This is a genomic window from Streptomyces sp. A5-4 (genome assembly GCF_051131715.1).
Lineage (GTDB): Bacteria > Actinomycetota > Actinomycetes > Streptomycetales > Streptomycetaceae > Streptomyces.
The window spans coordinates 1585070-1605964 of record NZ_CP178591.1; the positions used below are offsets into that span (position 1 = coordinate 1585070).

The window sequence follows — 20895 nt, forward strand, 5'->3', positions numbered from 1 at the left end:
CGGGTCAGCTGTCCAGCTTCATCAGCAATGCAAGAACGACAATGCACGCGAACCACAACAGACCGATGACCACCGTGATCCGGTCGAGGTTGCGCTCGGCGACCGAGGACCCTCCGACGGACGACTGCATGCCACCACCGAACATGTCGGAGAGGCCGCCGCCTTTCCCCTTGTGCATCAGAACCAGCATCATCATCAGCAGGCTGAAGACGATCAGGGCGATCGAGAACCCCATAACCACGGCTGGACCAACTTCCTCGGACTTCGCAAACGGACGGGACTCACATACGACGACGGGGGCCGGACGGCTGTCTGTACAGCCCCCGGCCCCCGCAAGACTACGACGGATCGGCCCTAAGGCCTACTCACTGGTCGCCCTACTGGTCACGGAACCGAACGATCTTGACGAACTCGTCGACATCCAGTGCCGCGCCGCCCACCAGGGCACCGTCCACATCCGGCTGCGCCATGATCGCCGCGACGTTCCCGGACTTGACGGAGCCGCCGTACTGGATGCGGACCTTGTCGGCCAGCTCCTGCGAGTACAGCTCGGCGAGACGGCCGCGGATCGCCCCGCAGACCTCCTGAGCGTCCTCGGGGGTGGCGACCTCGCCGGTGCCGATCGCCCACACCGGCTCGTACGCGATCACGATGGACTCGGCCTGCTCGGCCGGGATGTCCTTCAGTCCGCCGTCGAGCTGGGCAAGGGTGTACCCGACCTGATTGCCGGCCTTGCGGACGTCCAGGCCCTCACCGATGCACAGGATGGGCGTCAGGTCGTGCTTGTACGCGGCCTTCACCTTGGCGTTGCAGATCTCGTCGGACTCGGCGTGGTACTGACGGCGCTCGGAGTGCCCGACCGTGACGTACGCACACTTGAACTTGGCGAGCATGAGGCCCGAGATCTCACCGGTGTAGGCACCGGAGTCGTGCGCCGAGATGTCCTGGGCGCCGTACTTGATCTTGAGCTTGTCGCCGTCGACCAGGGTCTGCACGGACCGCAGGTCGGTGAAGGGCGGCAGGACCGCGACCTCCACGGCGTCGAAGTCCTTGTCGGCCAGCGCGAACGACAGCTTCTGGACGTGGGCGATGGCCTCGAGGTGGTTGAGGTTCATCTTCCAGTTGCCCGCCATCAGCGGGGTGCGGGTGCTGCTCATATGGGGTCAGTCCTCCAGTGCGGCGAGGCCGGGAAGCGTCTTGCCCTCGAGGTATTCGAGGCTTGCGCCGCCACCGGTCGAGATGTGGCCGAATGCGTTCTCGTCGAAGCCCAGAATGCGGACCGCCGCGGCGGAGTCGCCACCGCCGACCACCGTGAACGCGGGGCTGTCGATGAGGGCCTGGGCGACCGCTTTGGTGCCCTCGGCGTAGTCGGGGTGCTCGAAGACGCCCATCGGGCCGTTCCAGAAGACGGTGGCCGCGTCGGCGAGCTTCGATGCGTACAGCTTGCAGGACCCAGGACCGATGTCCAGGCCCATCTGACCGGCCGGCATGGCATCCGCCGCGACCGTCGCCGGGTGGGCCGGAGCCTTGGTCTTGAGGTCCGGGAACGCGGGCGCGACCAGTACGTCGACGGGGAGCACGAACTCCACGCCCTTGGCCTTCGCGCGCTCCAGGTACTCCTGGACCTTCGGGACCTGGTCCTCCTGCAGAAGCGAGCTGCCGACCTCGTGGCCCTGGGCCTTGAGGAAGGTGTACGCCATGCCGCCGCCGATGAGGATCCGGTCGGCGCGGTCGAGCAGGTGGTCGATCACGCCGAGCTTGTCGGAGACCTTGGCACCGCCGAGGACCACGACGTACGGGCGCTCGACGTCATCGGTGAGCCTCTTCAGCACACCGACCTCGGTGGCGATGAGGCCGCCCGCGACGTGCGGGAGGCGGGCCGGGAGGTCGAAGACGGAGGCGTGCTTGCGGTGCACGGCGCCGAATCCGTCGCCCACGTACACGTCGGCGAGCTCGGCGAGCCGGTCGGCGAACGTGCCGCGCTCGGCGTCGTCCTTCGAGGTCTCGCCCGCGTTGAAGCGGAGGTTCTCGATGACGGCGACCTGGCCGTCGGCCAGGCCCGCGACCACCGCGGTGGCGGACTCGCCGACCGTGTCGGTCGCGAACGCGACGTCGGTGGCGAGAAGTTCACCGAGGCGTGCGGCGACGGGCGCCAGCGAGAAGGCCGGGTCCGGGGCGCCCTTGGGACGGCCCAAGTGCGAGGCGACGACAACCTTGGCGCCCGCGGCGGCCAGCTTCTCGATGGTCGGCTGGACCGCCCGGATGCGGCCGTCGTCGGTGATGGTCGTGCCGTCGAGCGGCACATTGAGGTCGGCGCGGACGAATACCCGCTTGCCCGCGACCCCTTCGGCGAGAAGTTCGTCGATGGTCTTCATCTGTTGTTCCTGGACTCCCTGGGAGACAAAACACGTGACAGGGCCCGGGCAGCGCCGCGTTGCGCTGCCCGGGCCCTGTACTCACATCGAGGTGCCTGCCGTACGGATCAGAGCTGGTTGCCGACGAAGACCGTGAGGTCGACGAGACGGTTGGAGTAGCCCCACTCGTTGTCGTACCAGCCAATGATCTTCACCTGGTTGCCCTCGGCCATGGTCAGCAGAGAGTCGAAGGTGCAGGAGGCCGGGTCGCCGACGATGTCCGAGGACACGATCGGGTCCTCGGTGTAGACCAGCTGGCCCTTGAGGCTGCCCTCGGAGGCCTTCTGGAACGCGGCGTTGACCTCGTCGCGGGTGACCTCGCGCTCCAGCGTGATGACCAGGTCGGTGACCGAACCGGTCGGGACCGGGACGCGCATGGCGATGCCGTCCAGCTTGCCCTTGAGCTGCGGGAGGACCAGCGCGGTGGCCTTGGCGGCACCCGTGGTGGTCGGAATGATGTTCTCCGCGGCAGCGCGCGCCCGACGAAGGTCGGAGTGCGGGAAGTCCAGGATGCGCTGGTCGTTGGTGTACGCGTGCACCGTCGTCATCAGGCCCTTGACGATGCCGAAGTTCTCGTCGAGAACCTTGGCCATCGGCGCCACACAGTTGGTGGTGCAGGAGGCGTTGGAGATGACGTGGTGGTTGGCCGCGTCGTACTTGTCCTGGTTGACGCCCATCACGATGGTGATGTCCTCGTCCTTGGCCGGAGCCGAGATGAGGACCTTCTTGGCGCCACCGGCGATGTGCTTCTCAGCATCCGCCTTCTTGGTGAAGATGCCCGTCGACTCGATCACGACGTCGACGCCGAGCTCGCCCCACGGAATGTCCGCCGGATTGCGCTCGGACAGCACCTTGATGGTGCGTCCGTCGACGGTGATGGTGGTCGCCGTGTGCGACACCTCGGCCTTGAGGCGGCCCATGATGGTGTCGTACTTCAGAAGGTGTGCAGTTGTCGCAGTGTCACCCAGGTCGTTGACAGCCACGATCTCAATGTCCGCACCCTGCTCCAGCAGCGCCCGGAAGTAGTTGCGCCCGATGCGGCCGAAGCCGTTGATGCCTACGCGGATCGTCACGAACCGATCTCCTCGTTGGTACGCCGGGTTTCGACGCCGGCGAGATGTATGGGATGTCCCCGACCGGTTCCGACCCTACCTCTCCGTGGGGGCCGGGGTGACATCGAGTGGGCCCAGGCGCCGGGCGGCGGTCCGTACTCCCCAGTAGGAGTACGGACCGCCGCCCGCGGATGGACTTTCGTCCCCGTCACTCAGAGTCAGTCCCGCAGCGAACGCAGCGCCTTTCCGAGCAGTGCCGCGCGGTCCGCGGCGGCCGGCACGTGCTCCAGGCCGAAGCCCAGCAGCACGGTGTCACGCGTTGTGACCGCGCCGTAGGACTGGAAGAGCGCCTGCGAGCGGGCCCAGTCGCCCTCGACAACCGGACTTCCCTCGGGGCCACCGGGGACCGTCCAGGCGCCGAGTGAGGTCTCGAAGCCCTCGGACTCCTTCTCCGCGCCGGCCACGACCAGCTTGGCGTTGTCCGCGTAGACGCCACGGCCACCGCTGCCGGGGTCGGTGATGTAGCCCAGCGACAGCTCGACCTTCTTGCCCGCGTAGGCGCTGAGGTCGAAGGAGACCTGCTTCCAGCCGCTGGACGCGCCGGTGAAGCTGTTCCAGGCGCCACTGGTGCCGGTGGCCGTGCAGCCGCCCGCTTCCAGGGTCAGGTAGTGGCGCAGGAAGGGGTGGCCGTTGATGAAGAAGCCGGCCTCGCACTCCGCCGGAACGGCGGACGAGGAGGCGCCGCCGACCTCCGGGAGCGTGGTCCAGTCCTCGGCGCCGGCAGTGTGGGCCTCCAGGACGGCGTGGTCGTAGCCCTCCTCGGTGTTCCAGTTCAGGGCGAACTTCAGCTCGGGCTTGTCGGCCGCGGCGACGCCGGTGAGGTCGACGGTGCGGGCCAGCCTGCGCCAGTCGCCGTCCTCGTGCGTGGCGGCGGCCATCCACTGGCCCTCGTAGGGGGCGTACGGGTTGGTGACCCCGGTGTACTTGCCTGCCTGCGCGCTCTCGAACTGCGGGAACTCCGCGGCGGGCAGGGAGTCGGAGGTGACGGTGTACGCACCGGCCGCGTTCAGCGGATTGGTCGCGGTGCCCGCCAGCGGTCCGGTGAATCCGGCCAGGCCGCCCGCTCCGGCGAAGCCGGTGGCGCCGGGCGTGGAAGTGCGTCCGTACGCACCGAGGTAGTACTGGCTGAAGTCGTCGGTCGCGGCTCGCCCGACCTGGGCGTTGCCGCCCGCCAGCTCACCGGCCTCGATCAGCTTGCCGCCCTCGTTGAGGAAGGCGCGGACCGCCAGCTGGGTGGGTCCGCCCGGGGCCTGGGCGCCGGTGTAGTGGACCGCGGTGGAGAAGTGGCTGAGGACGCCCAGCGCGTGCGGTGCGCCCCGTGTGCCGACGTCCCAGACGGCGGCGCTGCGGCCGTTGGCCTTGAGCGCGTCGACGTACTTCTGGGTCTCCTTGGCGGCTGCGCCCTCTTCGGCGATCACCAGCGTCCCGGCCTTGGGCCGCGCGGCCAGTGTGTAGGTGAAGCGCTCGCTGGAGGTGGGCTTGCCCGCCTTGGTCCGTCCGGTGAACCAGACCTCGACCTTGTCGCCGATGTCGCCGTCCTGGACCTTCGCCCGGTACTCGTCGAAGTAGAGGTTGTCGTCGCCGCCGTACGTCTCGCCGCCCTTCCAGGGCTTGAGCGCCTGGTCGTGCGTACGGCCGCCGTTGACGCGGTACTTGAGTTCCTTGTCGCGTACGGACTTGCGGGCGGTGACGGCCACTTCCTGGTCGTCCCAGCGGGCAAAGGAGGTGCTGAAGGCGTCGACGGTGAAGTCGGGCGCTGTCATGCCGACCGAGGAGGAGGGCTGGTCGGGGTGGGAGGCCGTCTCCGCGACGGAGAGCGCGAAGGGGATGTTCTTGGCGAACTCCGCCTGAATCAGTGTCTCGTCGTCCGGGAAGTTGAAGCCGGACTGGCAGTCCTCGGGACGCCACTGGTCGTTCGGGTCGATCTCCGACGCCGCCTGGCAGGTCGTCATCTCCGGGGTGAACATCATCGTCCCGTTGATGTTGGCCGCGTGTCCGTCGGCCTCACCGTTGGTGGTGTAGAGCTCGGAGGAGACCTGCGGGTAGTAGCCGGGGACCGCGGAGTTCTCCGGGGTGCCGGCGAGTGCCCGGTAAAGGACGTCGTCGGGGGTCGGGGTGGCGACCTGCCAGCCCACGCCGTAGAGGAGCAGTTCGGCGGCGGAGTGGTAGTTGATGCCGTACTCGAAGCCGATGCGCTTCTGGAAGCGGTCGATGGCCTGGGTCTCGGGCTCGGAGGCAGGACCCGTGCCGCGGTAGGTCTCGCTCGCGGTGCGCGGCGAGGAACCCTCGTTGTCGTAGCCCCACTTGTAGGAGAAGTTCCGGTTCAGGTCGACGCCGTCGCCGGTGGTGATGGCGCCATCGCCGTTGATGTCACGGAGGTTCTTGCGCCACAGGCGCTCGCCGCCGGCCTGGTGGGTGAAGTCGTAGCCGTCCGGGTTGGCCGAGAGCACGAACCACACCTCGGTGGAATCCACGATCTTCGTGATCCGCCGGTCCTTGCCATAGCTGTCCACGTAGTGGTGCATCAGCCGGCGGGTCATCTCCGGGGTGATCCACTCACGGGCGTGCTGGTTGGACATGTAGAGCACGGAGGGCTTCGCGCCGTCCTTGGTCTTCTTCGCGCCCTTGGACAGCTTGAGCGCGAGGATGTCCTGGCCCTTGAGGGTCTTGCCGATGGAGACGACCTTGGTGATGCCCGGGTTCGCCTGCCCGGTCTTCACGATCTCTTCCTGCAGATTGCCCGCGCCGCTGTACGGGCGGTAGACCCCGTCGCCCGCCGCCTGCAGCCGCGCCTCATTCCTGGCCGAGATCTTGCGCTCCGTGACCTTGACGCCCTTTTTCCCCAGGTCGCGCGCCTGGGCGTCGGTCAGAAAGAGCTCGACCTTCGTGGTGCCCTTGTCCGGCACCCGTTCACCCAGTTCATGGGCGTCCTGGCCGGCCGCGAGGACCAGGGGTATCTGCTCCTTGGTGACATCGGCGTTGAACACCTTCACCGCGTCGGCGCCCGCGTCCGCGGCGCTCGCCTTCGCGGCGCCCGCCCCGTCGGCCTGCGCGACGGGTGCCGCCGCCATGCCGCCTATCAGCAATGCGCCCGCTGCGAGGATCGATCTCGCTCTGCGTCTCATGTGCCCCCCTTGCTGTTGTCTGCCACGTAAGTGGACAGACGCCAGGCTCATGACAGTTCACGGTCATGTCAATAGGGCGCAGGACAGCAGTACATGACGCTGCCGGCGCCCCCAAGGGGGCACCGGCAGCGACGGGTTGTGCATTGCGCGGGCGGCGGCCCGGCCTCAGCCGACGAGGCCGTCCGCCATCTCCTCGGTGAGCGTGGACTCCGTACCGGGAATGCCCAGGTCCTGGGCCCGCTTGTCGGCCATCGCCAGCAGCCGGCGGATCCGGCCCGCGACCGCGTCCTTCGTCAGGACGGGATCGGCCAGCGCGCCCAGCTCCTCCAGGGAGGCCTGCTTGTGGTCCATGCGAAGCCGGCCCGCGGCGGCGAGGTGCTCGGGCACCTCCTCGCCGAGGATCTCCAGCGCGCGCCCCACCCGGGCACCCGCGGCGACCGCGGCCCGTGCGGAACGGCGCAGGTTGGCGTCGTCGAAGTTGGCGAGCCGGTTGGCCGTGGCCCGGACCTCGCGGCGCATCCGCCGCTCCTCCCAGGCCAGCACCGAGTCGTGCGCGCCGAGCCGGGTGAGCAGGGCGCCGATCGCGTCCCCGTCACGCACGACGACGCGGTCCACACCGCGCACCTCGCGCGCCTTGGCTCCGATGGAGAGCCTGCGTGCGGCGCCCACCAGGGCGAGGGCGGCCTCCGGTCCCGGGCAGGTCACCTCCAGCGAGGACGAGCGGCCCGGCTCGGTGAGCGAACCGTGCGCCAGGAACGCACCCCGCCAGGCCGCCTCGGCGTCGCACGTGGCGCCGGAGACGACCTGCGGGGGCAGTCCGCGGATGGGACGACCGCGGCCGTCCACCAGGCCGGTCTGACGGGCCAGCTGGTCGCCGCCGGCAACCACCCGAACGAGGTAACGCGAACCGCGGCGCAGGCCGCTCGGGGCCATCACCACCAACTCGGATTGGTGTCCGAAAATCTCAAGAATGTCCTTTTTGATTCTGCGGGCCGCGAAACTCACGTCCAGCTCCGCCTCGATCACGATGCGGCCGCTCACCAGGTGCAGGCCGCCCGCGAACCGAAGAATCGCCGAGACCTCTGCCTTCCTGCAGCAGGTCCGGGTGACGGGAAGCCGGGAAATTTCGTCCTTCACCGCTGCCGTCATCGCCATGGGCCGATCCTTCCATGCATCCGAAAAATACGGTCGTACGCGGCGGCCAACAGCTCCGGGTCGTGCTTCGGGGAGCCGTCGGGCGCGGCGACCGGAGCCAGCTCGACCGCGGCGCCGAACCGTTTTGCGGCATCGGCCAGGGAATCGCGGTCGGGCACGGCAGCCTCGTCGGCCAGCACCACGTCCAAGGCGAGTTTAGGGGCGTGTCGTCCCAAAACCTCCAAATGACGCTGCGGGGAGAAGCCATCGGTTTCTCCGGGTTGCGGCGCGAGGTTCAACGAAAGGACGCGGCGGGCCTTCGTCTCGACCAGCGCGTCGAGCAGTTCGGGCACCAGAAGATGCGGAATCACGGAGGAGAACCAGGAGCCGGGGCCGAGCACCACCCAGTCCGCGTCGAGGACGGCGGCGACGGCCTCGGGGACGGCGGGCGGGTCGTGCGGCACCAGGTGGACGGACTGCACCTCGCCGGGGGTCAGTGCCACCGTCGCCTGACCGCGGACCGTGTCGACGGCGTCGGGGCGCAGCGGGTCGTGGCCGCGTACGAGCGCCTGGAGCTCCAGCGGCACGGCGGACATGGGCAGCACCCGGCCGTGGGCTCCGAGCAGCTTGCCGACCAGGTCCAGGGCCTGGACGTGGTCGCCGAGCTGCTCCCAGAGGGCGACGATCAGCAGATTACCGACGGCGTGGTCGTGCAGGTCGCCCCGGCTGGAGAAGCGGTGCTGGATGACGCGCGACCAGGTCTGGCCCCAGTCGTCGTCGCCGCACAGCGCGGCGAGCGCCTTGCGGAGGTCGCCGGGGGGCAGGACGCCGAGCTCGTCGCGCAGCCGCCCGCTGGAGCCGCCGTCGTCGGCGACGGTGACCACGGCGGTCAGGTCACCGGTGATCCGGCGCAGCGCGGTGAGCGAGGCGGACAGCCCCATGCCGCCGCCGAGGGCGACGACCTTGGGGTGGGCGCCGCGTTTGCGGCTGCTGCGCGCGGCGGATTCGCCGTGCTCGGGGGTGTGCCGCCGCAGCCGGCGCAGCCGGAGGTTGCGGACGGACGGCGCCGGGGTGTCCGGGGGCGGGCTGGGGGACGCGGCGCCCGCCTTGGCGGTGGCGGGCGTGCTGTCCTGGTGCCGGGCCCCGGGGCGGCTCCGGGGCCTTGCGTCGGCCTGCCGGGCCGGGGTCGGGAGCTCGGTCCGGGCCTGCGCCTGGGCGGGCACCGTGCGGTCGGGCTCCCGAGGCACGGCCACAGCCGGTCCGGGTGTCCCGGCATCCCGTCTGCCCGCCCGGTGCAGCCTCACTCGCGCCCCATGTCCCGGTGTACGAGGACGGTCTCGACCCCTTCGGAGGAGAGGCGCGCGGCCAGCTTCTCCGACATGGCGACGCTGCGGTGCTTGCCGCCCGTACAGCCGACCGCGATGGTCACATAGCGCTTGCCCTCGCGGCGGTAGCCCGCGGCGATCAGCTGGAGCAGCTCGGTGTACTGGTCGAGGAACTCCTTGGCGCCCGGCTGGTTGAAGACGTACGCCGAGACCTCTTCGTTGAGCCCGGTGAAGGGGCGCAGCTCGGGGACCCAGTGCGGGTTGGGCAGGAAGCGGCAGTCGACGACGAGGTCGGCGTCGACCGGCAGGCCGTACTTGTATCCGAACGACATGACCGTGGCACGCAGGTGCGGCTCGTCGTCGCCCGCGAACTGGGCGTCCATCTTCGCGCGCAGCTCATGGACGTTGAGGCTGGAGGTGTCGATCACCAGGTCGGCGTCGCCGCGCAGCTCGCGCAGCAGGTCGCGCTCGGCCTCGATGCCGTCGGTGATCCGGCCGTCACCCTGCAGCGGGTGCGGTCGGCGTACCGACTCGAAGCGGCGTACCAGCGCGTCGTCGGAGGACTCCAGGAAGACCACTCGCCGGGTGACCTGCTTGGAGTCCAGGTCGGCGAGGGACTCCCTGAGGTTGTCGAAGAAGCGCCGACCACGGACGTCGACGACCACGGCGATACGGGCCACATTGCCCTGCGAGCGGGCTCCGAGCTCCACCATGGTGGGGATCAGGGCGGGCGGCAGATTGTCGACGACGAACCAGCCGAGGTCCTCCAGGCACTTCGCCGCGGTGCTGCGGCCCGCCCCGGACATGCCCGAGATGATCACCAGCTCGGGGATGGGTGTATCGGCTGCTTCCACGGTCTCCCGCGGTGTGCCCGTGCTCACCTGTGCTCCGTCTCCGTCGTTCTCAGTCATTTCGCTGCCCCCGTTCATTCCTGCTGTTCCCGCTCCGGTGGGCATTCCTGCTGTCCCTGTCCCGGTGGGCGTTCCTGCTGTTCCCGCTCGGGCGGGGAGGCCGCGGGTGCGGTCTGCGCAACGCCCTCGTCGTCTTCAATGATCTCTCCTGTCGCCATATTCACGGCAGGCGCGGCCGGTGCCGCCTGCGCGAGAACCACGGCGACGGTCTCGGCCGTCTTGCGGCCTACCCCCGGGACCTCACAGATCTGCTCGATTGTCGCGGACCGCAGCTTCTTGACCGAACCGAAGTGCTTGATCAGCGCCTGCTTGCGCGTGTCGCCCAGGCCGGGGACCGCGTCCAGCGGCCCGGCCTTGAAGCGCTTGGCCCGCTTGGTCCGCTGGTAGCGGATGGCGAAATCGTGGGCCGTGTCACGCACCCGCTGAAGGAGGTAGAGGCCCTCGCTGCTGCGGGGCAGCACCACCGGATCGTCCTCACCGGGCAGCCAGACCTCTTCGAGGCGCTTGGCGAGACCACAGATCGCGACGTCGTCGATGCCGAGCTCGTCGAGAGCACGCCGGGCGGCGGCCACCTGCGGCTGTCCGCCGTCGACGACGACGAGCTGGGGCGGATAGGCGAAACGCTTGGGCCTGCCGTCGTCCTCCGCGTCCGCCGCCACTTCGTGGGACATCTCGGCCGCCGCGTCGAGGGGCACCCCGGTCCCGCCCTCGGCCTGCGTCCACTCCCCCGTTCTCTCCTTCTCCTGGAGATAACGCCTGAAGCGCCGGGTGAGCACCTCGTGCATGGAGCGGACGTCGTCCTGTCCCTCGAAGGTCTTGATCTGGAAGCGGCGGTACTCGCTCTTGCGGGGCAGGCCGTCCTCGAAGACGACCATGGAGGCCACCACGTCGTCGCCCTGGAGGTGGGAGATGTCGAAGCACTCGATGCGCAGCGGCGCGGAGTCCAGACCGAGCGCTTCCGCGATCTCCTCCAGGGCGCGGGAGCGGGTCGTCAGGTCGGAGGCCCGCTTGGTCTTGTGCAGGACGAGGGTCTGCTGCGCGTTGCGCCGGACCGTCGCCATCAGGTCCTTCTTGTCGCCGCGCTGCGGGATACGCAGCGACACATTGGACCCGCGGCGCTCGGCGAGCCACTGCGAGACGGCGGGGGCGTCCTCCGGGAGGGCGGGGACAAGGACCTCCTTGGGGACGGCGTCGCCCTTCTCCTCGCCGTACAGCTGCTGCAGGGCGTGCTCGACGAGGCCCGCCGTGTCGACGGCCTCGACCTTGTCGGTGACCCAGCCGCGCTGGCCACGGACCCGGCCGCCGCGCACGTGGAAGATCTGGACCGCCGCTTCGAGCTCGTCCTCGGCGACGGCGATCAGGTCGGCGTCGGTGGCATCGTTGAACACCACCGCGTTCTTCTCCAGCGCGCGGCGCAGGGCCTCTATGTCGTCGCGCAGGCGGCCCGCCTTCTCGTACTCCATCTCCTCGGCGGCCTCGTGCATCTGCTCTTCGAGACGGCGCAGGTAGGCGCCGGTGCGGCCGGCCATGAAGTCGCAGAACTCGTCGGCGAGTTCGCGGTGTTCCTCGGGGGTGACGCGGCCCACACAGGGTGCGGAGCACTTGCCGATGTACCCGAGGAGGCAGGGGCGGCCGGTCCTCGCGGCGTTCTTGAAGACTCCGGCCGAGCAGGTGCGTACGGGAAAGACGCGCAGCATCAGGTCGACGGTCTCGCGGATGGCCCACGCGTGCCCGTACGGACCGAAGTAGCGCACACCCTTCTTCTTGGGGCCGCGCATGACCTGGACCCTGGGAAACTCCTCGCCCAGGGTCACGGCGAGCGACGGATAGCTCTTGTCGTCGCGGTACTTGACGTTGAACCGGGGGTCGTACTCCTTGATCCAGGAGTACTCCAGCTGGAGCGCCTCGACCTCGGTGGAGACGACGGTCCACTCGACGGAGGCAGCCGTGGTGACCATCGTGCGCGTGCGCGGGTGGAGATTCGCCAGGTCCTGGAAGTACGAGGAGAGGCGCGGGCGCAGGCTCTTCGCCTTCCCGACGTAGATCACCCGGCGGTGCTCGTCACGGAATTTGTAGACCCCCGGCGAGTCGGGGATCTGTCCCGGCTTGGGGCGGTAGCTGGAGGGGTCGGCCATGTCGGACAGCCTACTTGCGGCCAGTGACAGTGTGGCCGCCTCCGGCCGGGGGCGGGAGGAGTCGACGCCTCCCGCCCCCACCGCCCGATCCGGCGCCGGCCCTGCTGCCCGGCCTGTCGCCGGACCTGTGGCCCGTGCCGGATCCACCGACCGGCCCGGGGCCGGGCATCGGCTCCACCGGCCGACGGCCGGGGCCGTTCAGCCGCCGGAGCGCGTCCGGCGCCGCAGCCCGAGCACCGTGGCGCCGAGGGCGAGGGCCGCGAGCCCTGTGGCGAGGGCGGCCGACGGGGCGGCGGGCGAGGACTCACCGGAGGACGCCGTGGGTACGGCGTCCTCCGCGAGCGACTGCGGTCGCGGCTGCGCCTGCGGTTGTGACTGTGACTCCGGCCGAGGCTGCGGATTCGCCCCTGCCGCGTAGCCGCCCGCCCTGCCCTTCTTCGCGTACGCCGAGCCGGGCAGCTTGTCCGCGTACGCCTTCTCGACCCGGTCCTGGTAGGCGGCGAGCGTGACGCCGCGGGCACCCACAGCCTTCACCGCGTCCTCGTCGAGGGGCAGCACGCGCGCGTGGCGCTGTACGTACCAGGCGTCGATCTGCGGTTCGCGGAAGACGGTGCCGCCGGGGAGCCTGCGGGCGCCCTCGGAGGCGTAACGCGTCTCGTCGTCGCCGGTGGCGATGTTCACCACCTGCCACGAGCCCCCCTGCGGCACGCTCCACAGGGACGCCTTCTGCCCGTCCGACGAGACGGCCTTGCTGGCGAGGTACTCCAGGTGTGCGACCGGGGCTCCCTCGCGTCCCGCGACGAACTCGGGGGCGAGCGTGTAGACGGGTACCGCGGCGCCCTCGATGCGGGGCTCGGCGGCTGCCCTGGTGACGGCGCCCTCGCGGGCGAAGAAGCGGGCGAGGGTGTCGAGGGTCGCGGGTGCGGCGGCGGCCAGGTGCGCGGCGGCCCGGTTCTCGGCGGAGGGGGCGGCGGGCGCCCCCGGCTTCCCGTCGGCGGCGACGGCCTGCGGTGCCAGGCCGATGAGGGCTGCCGTGACGGCGGCGGTGAGGACGGCGGCGCTGCGCGCGGCCACTCTGATGTGTCCGGTCATCGTCCTCACGCCCCTATCCGATAGAGCGAGTGGGTCCAGGAGAAGGAGTTGTTGTTCACGTACCAGCTGTGCGAGGCCCAGTTGTAGCGGTCGCTGCTGGCCCAGGGGTCGCCCCAGTACACCCAGCTGTTGGCGGTGTCGTAGCCGTAGATGACATGCATGTGGCCTCCGCCGCTCGACCACTGGATGCGGGTCTCGACGGGACGGTTCGCGTCGACCTCGCTCTGCACGGTCGGGTAGCGCAGATAGCCGGTGACGTACGAGCCGGGGTTGATGCCCGCCCAGTCGAGCCCGTCCTGGACATTGCCGAGGGTGGCCTGGTTGTTCGGGCACTCGCTGCTCTGCGAGCGGCCGAAGGCGGCGTTGCAGAACTGGTTCTGGCTGTAGTTCTTGCCGAACCAGGTGGCGATGGTGTTGCCGCCGGCCGCCCAGCACCAGTTGGTCTTCTGTTGCGCCTGCATGGTGATGTTCAGGCGCTTGGTGGCGAGCGCCGAGGAGTCGTCGTTGGGGGCGGCCGTGGCGGTGGCCGCTGCGGTCGGCAGGGCGAGCATGAATGCGGTGAAGACGGCTGCGAAGGAGAGCCGTCTCTTTCGGTTGCGCATCGCGTTCCTCCCAAGGCGGGGGGTGGGTTGGAGGAGCGCGTCCGGACGCTGTTGAGGAGCATCAGCTGTTGTCGGGTGCAGGTCAACACGCTTCAATGCGGGGGTACGGCGCTGTGAACGGTGTGGCCTGTGATGTGAACACCCCCGCCTCGCCCACCTGGCTCCGGCCCCCCACCGGCGCACCGCCGCGCCGGCCCGGTAGTGAACGTTCACTGGAGGTACCCGATGCCGCGGACCCTGGAGCAGGGGGCGGACGCCCTGGCGGCCGACCTGTCGCAGATGCTGCACACCGGCCCCTTCCACCTGGCGCTGCGGGCCGCACTCGCGGCGCGCGGACTGCCCCTGCAGCGGGTCCGCCACCATCTGGCGAGCCGCGGGATCAAGGTCGGTGTGACGAGCCTGAGTTACTGGCAGCAGGGCGCGCGCCGCCCTCAGCGCGCCGAGTCGCTGCGCGCCGTGAGTGCTCTGGAGGAAGTGCTGCGACTCCCCCGGGGTTCACTGATCCGGCTGCTCGACGTGGGGGGCGTGCACGGCACTGTCGAGCGCCCCGCCACGCGCTCGTACCGCGCCCTCGTCGAGCCCTTCGACGCCCTGGAGCAGCTGCTCGCCGAGCTGGAGTTCCCCACCGACGGCGGGCTGCACACCGTCGGCCATCACGAGCGTGTACGCATCGGGGCGGATCGCCGGCTGCTGGGCCGCGACTCGCAGCATGTCGTACGGGCGCACCGCGACGGCATCGACCGCTACCTGGCCATCCACCACGGGGACCCGGGCTGCGACCCCGGTCGGGTCGTGGTGCAGGCGCGGGAGAACTGCCGGACGGGGCGCGTGCGGTGGGACCGGGAAGCGGGGGTGGTGGTCGCCGAGTTGCTCTTCGACGCGCGGCTGCGGGCCGGTGACACGTACTTCTTCGGTTACGCCTTCGAGGACGGCACCGGGGGCCCCAGCAGCGAGTACGTCCGCGGCTTCAGCTTCACCGGTGGCCAGTACGTCCTCCAGGTGCGCTTCGACGAGCAGGCGCTGCCGGTGCGGTGCCACCGCTTCGCGAAGTCATCGGCGGGCGCGGCGCACGCGGCCCGCAAGGACCTGACCCTCAGCGGACGGCACGGGACGGTGCACCTGGTGGAACAGGGGGTACGCGCCGGAATCCTCGGGATCGACTGGGACTGGGAGTGACGGCTGCCCAGCTGCCCGTGAGGTCGAGCGGGCCTTCGTTCCGGTTCGGACGCGGCGCCCGTGACACCACCCGGTCGGACCGGAGCCGCCCCGCCGCCGGCGAAGGGGACGTGCGAGTCATCGGGCTCTCGGGCGGGGCGGCTTCCGGTCGGCCGAACGCCAACCGGAAGCCGCACGGTCGCGGAGCGGCCGGCCGACGTACGGCAGCGGGGCCGGTCGCGAAGCAGTCGGTCGGCTTGCCCTCAGTCGTCGAGGCTGATGCGCAGCTCGGCGTGGCCGCGGTGGGCGGTGATCTTGGCCTGCCCCTCGGCGGCCTCGTACGTACCGGTGCCGCCGGTGACCGCCGACGCGCCACCGTGCGGGCCGTGGCCGAAGTAGTCGATGGTGTCGCTCAGGGTGATGCTGCCCCGGTCCGTACGCAGAACGCGTTGGCACTGCGCGACGTAACCGTGCGGGGTCACGTCGACAGCACTGCACTGAGCCGTGGCGTCACCGATCTTCTTGCCCGCGTCGCCCTTCTTGTTCTCGAACAGGTGCGAGTAGACAGTCCAGTCGGAACCCGCGCGCACCGAGTGCGGCTTGGTGTCCGAGTGCGTGTGCGCCACCCAGTTGAGCGTCGTGACCTTGTCCTTGCTCTCGTCCACGGCTGCCGGCGCCGCCTGGGCGGTGAGAGCGAACGCACCGGTGGCAGCCAGCGTCGTGGCAACGGTGACCACGGCGGCGGACAGTCGGCGGACACGGAAGCGGGGCATGGGACCTCCACAGGATGAGGGGATGCCCGTCCCCACGGAGGCGACGGGCACAATCGAGCCCACTTCAACGCGGCAGGCCCCCTCCGGGCAACGACCACACACAACGGGGCACCCACCTGGTCGTGCGCTGTCACTCCTTCAGCTTCCGGACGGGTACGCGCACGGCGGTCGACCGTGCACCACGGCTGGAGCGCTGCGCGAGCCCCCGGCGCAGGGTGGAGAGTGCGGGCCGGGCCCGCGCACGAGCTCACAGCACTGGGCGAGCCTCCGGCCTGGGGAACGCGCGTGCCGGACATACCGGACGAGCACGGCAGGTTGGCCCTCCAGGGAGGGCCCTGCCTACGACGCCCGCCCGGCCGCCGGACCCGCGATCAGCTTGCCGCCCTCGACCTTGACCGGGATCACGGACAGCGGCACGGTCGCCGGGCCCTTGAGCACCTTGCCGGTGGTCACATCGAAACGGCTGCCGTGGCAGGGACAGATCCCCACGTCCTTCTCGATCTTCTCCAGTGCGCAGCCGGCGTGCGTGCACTGGCCGCTGAACGCCTTGAAATCGCCCTCGGCCGGGCAGCTCACGAGGATGCGCGCCTCGCGGTAGAGCTTGGCACCACCGACGGGGACCTCGCCCGGCGCTCCGAGGTCCACGGGAGCGGTCGGCAGCGGCTCGGCGTGCCCGAGCTTCGATTCGGTGGAGCAGGCCGCCACGCCCAGTCCGGCCGCGCCGGCGAGAGCGACGCCCATCAGCACGGTGCGACGGGGGGCGGGCTGGCCGGGCATGCGGTCTCCACTGGTCTGAGCATCGGTGACAGACCCGACGATACCGACGGAGATCGGGAGCCTCGTCAGCGGGCCATGCGCGGGCCACGCACGCGCCTCACACCTGTCGTCGTACCGAACAGTGATGGGTTACGTTCTGCCGCGTGATCATCGTCGCCGGAGAGTCCCTGATCGACCTGGTGCCGCAGGAGCCGGGTGCGCTCGCACCGCTGTTGCCGAGGCTGGGCGGCGGACCGTACAACACCGCCGTCGCGCTCGGCCGGCTGGGCGCGCGCACCGGTTTCTGCTCCAGGGTCTCGACGGACGGCTTCGGCGAGGCTCTCGTCGACGGGCTGCGGACGGCCGGGGTGGACATCTCACTCGTCCAGCGCGGACCCGAGCCGACGACCTTGGCACTCGCGACCCTGGACGAGGGCGGGTCGGCCGGGTACGGCTTCTACGCCCAGGGCAGCGCAGACCGCCTCTTCGAGCTGCCGCCCGATCTTCCTTCGGGCGTACGGGCATTGGCGTTCGGCACCTGCTCGCTGGTGCTGGAGCCGGGTGCGAGCGCGTACGAGGCATTGCTGCGGAGGGAGGCGGGGCGCGGGGTGTTCACCCTGCTGGACCCGAACATCAGGGCCGGCCTGATCCCGGACCCGGACGTCTACCGGGCCCGCTTCCGGAGCTGGCTGCCGTACGTCACCCTGCTGAAGCTGTCGCGGGACGACGCCGAGTGGCTTGGCGGGTCGGTGGAGGAGTGGCTGTCGGCGGGTCCGGCGGCTGTGGTGCTGACGCGGGGCGCCGACGGCCTGACGGTGCGGACACGGAGCGGCGCCGTGATCGACGTCCCGGCGGTACGCGGCGAGGTCGCCGACACGATCGGCGCGGGCGACACGGTGAACGCGGCGCTGCTGCACCGGCTCCCGACACACGACGCACTGTCGGGGCGGGCACTCGCGGCGCTGGGCGAGGACGACTGGGCCGGCACTCTGCGCTTCGCGGCGGCAGCAGCCGCCATCACCTGCTCGCGCCCGGGAGCGCAGCCGCCGTACGCGAGGGAACTGCCGGCCTGACGCTCGGAAGACCCCGGGATCCGGCCGTCCGGCCTTCGAGGGCCGGGGGCGTTCGAGGGCTGGCGGCGTTCAAGGAACGGGGGCCCGGAGCGGGACCTCAGCTCGGGAAAGGTAGGCACGGACAGGGTAGGGGCAGTGCCGCAGGCAAACCACACCTGCCGCACTGCCCCTACCCCACCGTCACGCCTTGGGCGTGCGGCCCGCCTTCTTGGCAGTGGCCGTCTTCACCGCAGCCGTCTTCGTGGCCGTCTTCACCGTGGCCGCCGCCCTCTTCGCGGGAGCCTTCGCCGCCACCGCCTTCTTGGCCGCGGCCTTCCGCACGGGCGCCTTCCGCTTCGCCGGAGCCGCGTCACTGACCCGGTCACCCAGGGTGTCCCGCAGGAACTTGCCCGTGTGACTGGCCGGTACGGACGCGACCTGCTCCGGTGTGCCCTCGGCGATGACCAGTCCGCCGCCGTTGCCACCCTCCGGGCCCATGTCGATGACCCAGTCGGCCGTCTTGATGACATCGAGGTTGTGCTCGATGACGATCACCGTATTGCCCTTGTCGACCAGGCCGGACAGCACCTTGATGAGCTTGCTGATGTCCTCGAAGTGCAGACCGGTGGTCGGCTCGTCCAGCACGTACACGGTGCGACCGCTGGAGCGCTTCTGAAGCTCGGACGCCAGTTTGACCCGCTGCGCCTCGCCGCCCGACAGCGTGGGCGCCGACTGTCCCAGCCGGACGTACCCGAGGCCGACCTCGTTGAGCGTCCTGAGGTGACGGGAGATCGTCGGGACGGCCGCGAAGAAGTCCAGGCCCTCCTCGATCGGCATGTCCAGCACCTCGGCGATGGACTTGCCCTTGAAGTGGACCTCCAGGGTCTCCCGGTTGTAGCGCGCCCCGTGGCAGACCTCGCACGGGACGTACACGTCCGGCAGGAAGTTCATCTCGATCTTGATCGTGCCGTCGCCCGAGCAGTTCTCGCAGCGGCCGCCCTTGACATTGAAGGAGAACCGGCCCGGCAGATAACCGCGGACCTTCGCCTCCATCGTCTCGGCGAACAGCTTGCGGACATGGTCGAAGACGCCGGTGTACGTCGCCGGGTTCGACCGGGGGGTGCGGCCGATGGGCGACTGGTCGACGTGGACCACCTTGTCGACGAGGTCGTCGCCCTCCACGCGCGTGTGGCGGCCGGGCACCGTGCGGGCGCCGTTCAGCTCGCGCGCCAGATGCGTGTAGAGGATGTCGTTGACCAGCGTCGACTTGCCCGAGCCCGAGACACCCGTGACCGCCGTCAGTACACCGAGCGGGAAGGACACGTCGATGTCGTGCAGGTTGTTCTCGCGGGCGCCGTGGACGGTGAGCTGCCGTGTGGGGTCCACCGGGCGGCGGATGTCCGGCGTCGCGATGGACCGCTTGCCCGACAGGTACTGCCCGGTGATGGACTCCTCGTTGTCGAGGAGCTCCTTGAGGGAGCCGCTGTGCACGACCTTGCCGCCGTGCTCGCCCGCCCCGGGGCCGATGTCGACCACCCAGTCGGCCACCTTGATGGTGTCCTCGTCGTGCTCGACGACGATCAGGGTGTTGCCCATGTCCCGCAGGCGCACCAGAGTCTCGATGAGCCGATGGTTGTCGCGCTGGTGCAGGCCGATGGACGGCTCGTCCAGGACGTACAGCACGCCGACCAGACCGGAGCCGATCTGGGTGGCGAGCCGGATGCGCTGCGCCTCGCCACCGGACAGTGTGCCCGCGGCGCGGTTCAGCGAGAGGTAGTCCAGGCCCACGTCGACCAGGAACTTCAGCCGCTCGTTGACCTCCTTGAGCACTCGCTCGGCGATCTTCTTGTCGCGGGCGTTCAGCTTCAGCCGACCGAGGAAGTCCGCGCACTCGCTGATCGACATCGCGGCGACCGCGGCGATGGACTTCTCCATGACGGTGACCGCGAGAACGAGCGGCTTCAGTCGTGTGCCGTTGCAGGTCGGGCAGTGCACCTCGCGCATGTAGCCCTCGAAGCGCTCCCGGCTGCTGTCGCTCTCGGCCTCCGAGTGCCGCCGCTTGACGAACGGCACCGCGCCCTCGAAGGCGGTGGTGTACGCCCGCTCGCGCCCGTACCTGTTCCGGTAGCGGACCTCGATCTGGGTCTTGTGGCCGTGCAGCAGAGCCTTCTTGGCGCGCTGCGGCAGCCCCGCCCAGGGAATGTCCGTACGGAAGCCGAGCGCGTCGGCGAGTGCCCCGACGAGCCGCGCGAAGTAGTCCTTGGTGTGTCCGTGCGACCAGGGGTTGATCGCACCCCCGTCGAGGGACTTGTCCTCGTCAGGGACGATCAGCTCCGGGTCGACCTCCATGCGTGTGCCGATGCCGGTGCAGTCGGGGCAGGCGCCGAAGGGCGAGTTGAAGGAGAAGGAGCGGGGCTCCAGCTCTTCGAAGGACAAGTCGTCGTACGTGCAGTAGAGGTGCTCGGAGTACATCCGCTCACGCTCGGGGTCGTCCTCCGGGAGGTCGACGAAGTCGAGGATGACCATGCCGCCGGCCAGTCCCAGCGCGGTCTCCACCGAGTCGGTGAGCCTGCGCTTGGCGCTGTCCTTCACGGTCAGGCGGTCGATGACCACCTCGATGGTGTGCTTCTCCTGCTTCTTGAGCGTGGGCGGCTCGGAGAGCTGGATCGTCTCGCCGTCCACGCGCGCCCGGCTGTACCCCTTGGTCTGGAGGTCGGCGAAGAGGTCGACGAACTCCCCCTTGCGCTCGCGCACCAGCGGGGAGAGCACCTGGAAGCGGCTGCCCTCGGGCAGCTCCAGCACCTTGTCGACGATGGCCTGCGGCGACTGGCGCGTGATGGGACGGCCGCACTCGGGGCAGTGCGGCTTGCCGATACGGGCGAAGAGCAGCCGGAGGTAGTCGTAGACCTCGGTGATGGTGCCGACCGTCGAGCGCGGGTTGCGCGAGGTCGACTTCTGGTCGATGGAGACCGCGGGCGACAGACCCTCGATGAAGTCCACATCGGGCTTGTCCATCTGGCCCAGGAACTGCCGGGCGTAGGAGGAGAGCGACTCGACGTAGCGGCGCTGCCCCTCGGCGAAGATCGTGTCGAACGCGAGGGAGGACTTGCCCGACCCGGAGAGCCCGGTGAACACGATGAGGGAGTCACGGGGGAGGTCGAGCGAGACATTCTTGAGATTGTGCTCGCGCGCGCCACGGACGATGAGACGGTCGGCCACGCCGGTCCGCACCTTTCTTGAGAGAAGCAGGGGGCTGAGCCCCCCAATCCCAGACTATGGGGGTCGCCACAGCGATGTCTTAAGGAGCGA

General features: G+C 69.9%; 16 protein-coding genes. 2 read left to right on the forward strand and 14 right to left on the reverse strand.

The features are described from left to right. Nucleotides 1-4 precede the first annotated feature (4 nt). The 11 genes from secG to ACLLJJ_RS07400 form a co-directional block, all read right to left on the reverse strand. Entirely contained in the window at nucleotides 5-235 is a 231-nt protein-coding gene (gene secG, locus ACLLJJ_RS07350) for a preprotein translocase subunit SecG (protein ID WP_283516792.1), read from the reverse strand. Between the two features lie 142 nt (nucleotides 236-377). Continuing rightward, nucleotides 378-1157, reverse strand: a complete 780-nt coding sequence (gene tpiA, locus ACLLJJ_RS07355; RefSeq protein WP_434588461.1) for a triose-phosphate isomerase — start codon at nucleotides 1155-1157, stop codon at nucleotides 378-380. A gap of 6 nt (nucleotides 1158-1163) precedes the next feature. Next, complete coding sequence (locus tag ACLLJJ_RS07360; protein ID WP_434588462.1) at nucleotides 1164-2375, reverse strand: phosphoglycerate kinase; 1212 nt, start codon at nucleotides 2373-2375, stop codon at nucleotides 1164-1166. A gap of 107 nt (nucleotides 2376-2482) precedes the next feature. Continuing rightward, nucleotides 2483-3487, reverse strand: coding sequence for a type I glyceraldehyde-3-phosphate dehydrogenase (gene gap, locus ACLLJJ_RS07365; RefSeq protein ID WP_434588463.1), 1005 nt, complete (start codon nucleotides 3485-3487; stop codon nucleotides 2483-2485). Between the two features lie 197 nt (nucleotides 3488-3684). After that, nucleotides 3685-6651 carry a M14 family zinc carboxypeptidase gene (locus ACLLJJ_RS07370; protein WP_434588465.1) on the reverse strand — a complete coding sequence of 989 codons (2967 nt, stop codon included), beginning with the start codon at nucleotides 6649-6651 and terminating at the stop codon, nucleotides 3685-3687. A gap of 165 nt (nucleotides 6652-6816) precedes the next feature. Further along, nucleotides 6817-7806, reverse strand: a complete 990-nt coding sequence (gene whiA / locus ACLLJJ_RS07375; protein ID WP_283516637.1) for a DNA-binding protein WhiA — start codon at nucleotides 7804-7806, stop codon at nucleotides 6817-6819. Continuing rightward, nucleotides 7797-8828 (reverse strand): gluconeogenesis factor YvcK family protein, encoded by a 1032-nt coding sequence (locus ACLLJJ_RS07380; RefSeq protein ID WP_434600329.1) that lies wholly within the window; start codon nucleotides 8826-8828, stop codon nucleotides 7797-7799. The genes whiA and ACLLJJ_RS07380 overlap by 10 nt, the downstream gene beginning before the upstream one ends. Nucleotides 8829-9085: 257 nt before the next feature. Then, the gene (rapZ, locus tag ACLLJJ_RS07385) at nucleotides 9086-10021 is read right to left on the reverse strand and encodes an RNase adapter RapZ (RefSeq protein WP_434588466.1); all 936 of its coding nucleotides are present in this window, start codon (nucleotides 10019-10021) and stop codon (nucleotides 9086-9088) included. 14 nt (nucleotides 10022-10035) lie between these two features. After that, nucleotides 10036-12156, reverse strand: a complete 2121-nt coding sequence (gene uvrC, locus ACLLJJ_RS07390) for an excinuclease ABC subunit UvrC (RefSeq protein WP_434588467.1) — start codon at nucleotides 12154-12156, stop codon at nucleotides 10036-10038. A gap of 198 nt (nucleotides 12157-12354) precedes the next feature. After that, nucleotides 12355-13248 carry a hypothetical protein gene (locus tag ACLLJJ_RS07395; RefSeq protein WP_434600330.1) on the reverse strand — a complete coding sequence of 298 codons (894 nt, stop codon included), beginning with the start codon at nucleotides 13246-13248 and terminating at the stop codon, nucleotides 12355-12357. A gap of 5 nt (nucleotides 13249-13253) precedes the next feature. Continuing rightward, nucleotides 13254-13850, reverse strand: a complete 597-nt coding sequence (locus ACLLJJ_RS07400) for a papain-like cysteine protease family protein (protein WP_434588468.1) — start codon at nucleotides 13848-13850, stop codon at nucleotides 13254-13256. Between the two features lie 225 nt (nucleotides 13851-14075). Between ACLLJJ_RS07400 and ACLLJJ_RS07405 the strand changes: the two genes are divergently transcribed. Further along, entirely contained in the window at nucleotides 14076-15026 is a 951-nt protein-coding gene (locus ACLLJJ_RS07405) for a hypothetical protein (protein ID WP_434588469.1), read from the forward strand. A gap of 242 nt (nucleotides 15027-15268) precedes the next feature. Here ACLLJJ_RS07405 and ACLLJJ_RS07410 read toward each other — a convergent pair whose 3' ends face one another. Further along, nucleotides 15269-15778, reverse strand: a complete 510-nt coding sequence (locus ACLLJJ_RS07410; RefSeq protein WP_434588470.1) for a hypothetical protein — start codon at nucleotides 15776-15778, stop codon at nucleotides 15269-15271. A 339-nt stretch (nucleotides 15779-16117) separates the two neighbouring features. Then, on the reverse strand, nucleotides 16118-16555 hold the full coding sequence (locus ACLLJJ_RS07415) for a Rieske (2Fe-2S) protein (protein WP_434588471.1): 438 nt from the start codon (nucleotides 16553-16555) through the stop codon (nucleotides 16118-16120). 143 nt (nucleotides 16556-16698) lie between these two features. On the opposite strand from ACLLJJ_RS07415, the gene ACLLJJ_RS07420 reads away from it, so the two are divergent. Then, nucleotides 16699-17607 carry a carbohydrate kinase family protein gene (locus ACLLJJ_RS07420; protein ID WP_434588472.1) on the forward strand — a complete coding sequence of 303 codons (909 nt, stop codon included), beginning with the start codon at nucleotides 16699-16701 and terminating at the stop codon, nucleotides 17605-17607. A 180-nt stretch (nucleotides 17608-17787) separates the two neighbouring features. Here the strand turns inward: ACLLJJ_RS07420 and uvrA are convergent, their stop codons facing one another. Continuing rightward, nucleotides 17788-20805: an excinuclease ABC subunit UvrA gene (uvrA, locus tag ACLLJJ_RS07425; RefSeq protein WP_434588473.1), complete on the reverse strand. Its 3018-nt coding sequence runs from the start codon at nucleotides 20803-20805 to the stop codon at nucleotides 17788-17790. Between the last annotated feature and the right edge of the window lie 90 nt (nucleotides 20806-20895).

What these genes read in the sequence shown, in the direction of transcription:
- secG (WP_283516792.1), bottom strand. Translation starts at nt 235, where the DNA reads ATGGGGTTCTCGATCGCCCTGATCGTCTTCAGCCTGCTGATGATGATG.
- tpiA (WP_434588461.1), bottom strand. Translation starts at nt 1,157, where the DNA reads ATGAGCAGCACCCGCACCCCGCTGATGGCGGGCAACTGGAAGATGAAC.
- ACLLJJ_RS07360 (WP_434588462.1), bottom strand. Translation starts at nt 2,375, where the DNA reads ATGAAGACCATCGACGAACTTCTCGCCGAAGGGGTCGCGGGCAAGCGG.
- ACLLJJ_RS07370 (WP_434588465.1), bottom strand. Translation starts at nt 6,651, where the DNA reads ATGAGACGCAGAGCGAGATCGATCCTCGCAGCGGGCGCATTGCTGATA.
- whiA (WP_283516637.1), bottom strand. Translation starts at nt 7,806, where the DNA reads ATGGCGATGACGGCAGCGGTGAAGGACGAAATTTCCCGGCTTCCCGTC.
- rapZ (WP_434588466.1), bottom strand. Translation starts at nt 10,021, where the DNA reads ATGACTGAGAACGACGGAGACGGAGCACAGGTGAGCACGGGCACACCG.
- uvrC (WP_434588467.1), bottom strand. Translation starts at nt 12,156, where the DNA reads ATGGCCGACCCCTCCAGCTACCGCCCCAAGCCGGGACAGATCCCCGAC.
- ACLLJJ_RS07395 (WP_434600330.1), bottom strand. Translation starts at nt 13,248, where the DNA reads ATGACCGGACACATCAGAGTGGCCGCGCGCAGCGCCGCCGTCCTCACC.
- ACLLJJ_RS07400 (WP_434588468.1), bottom strand. Translation starts at nt 13,850, where the DNA reads ATGCGCAACCGAAAGAGACGGCTCTCCTTCGCAGCCGTCTTCACCGCA.
- ACLLJJ_RS07405 (WP_434588469.1), top strand. Translation starts at nt 14,076, where the DNA reads ATGCCGCGGACCCTGGAGCAGGGGGCGGACGCCCTGGCGGCCGACCTG.
- ACLLJJ_RS07410 (WP_434588470.1), bottom strand. Translation starts at nt 15,778, where the DNA reads ATGCCCCGCTTCCGTGTCCGCCGACTGTCCGCCGCCGTGGTCACCGTT.
- ACLLJJ_RS07415 (WP_434588471.1), bottom strand. Translation starts at nt 16,555, where the DNA reads ATGCCCGGCCAGCCCGCCCCCCGTCGCACCGTGCTGATGGGCGTCGCT.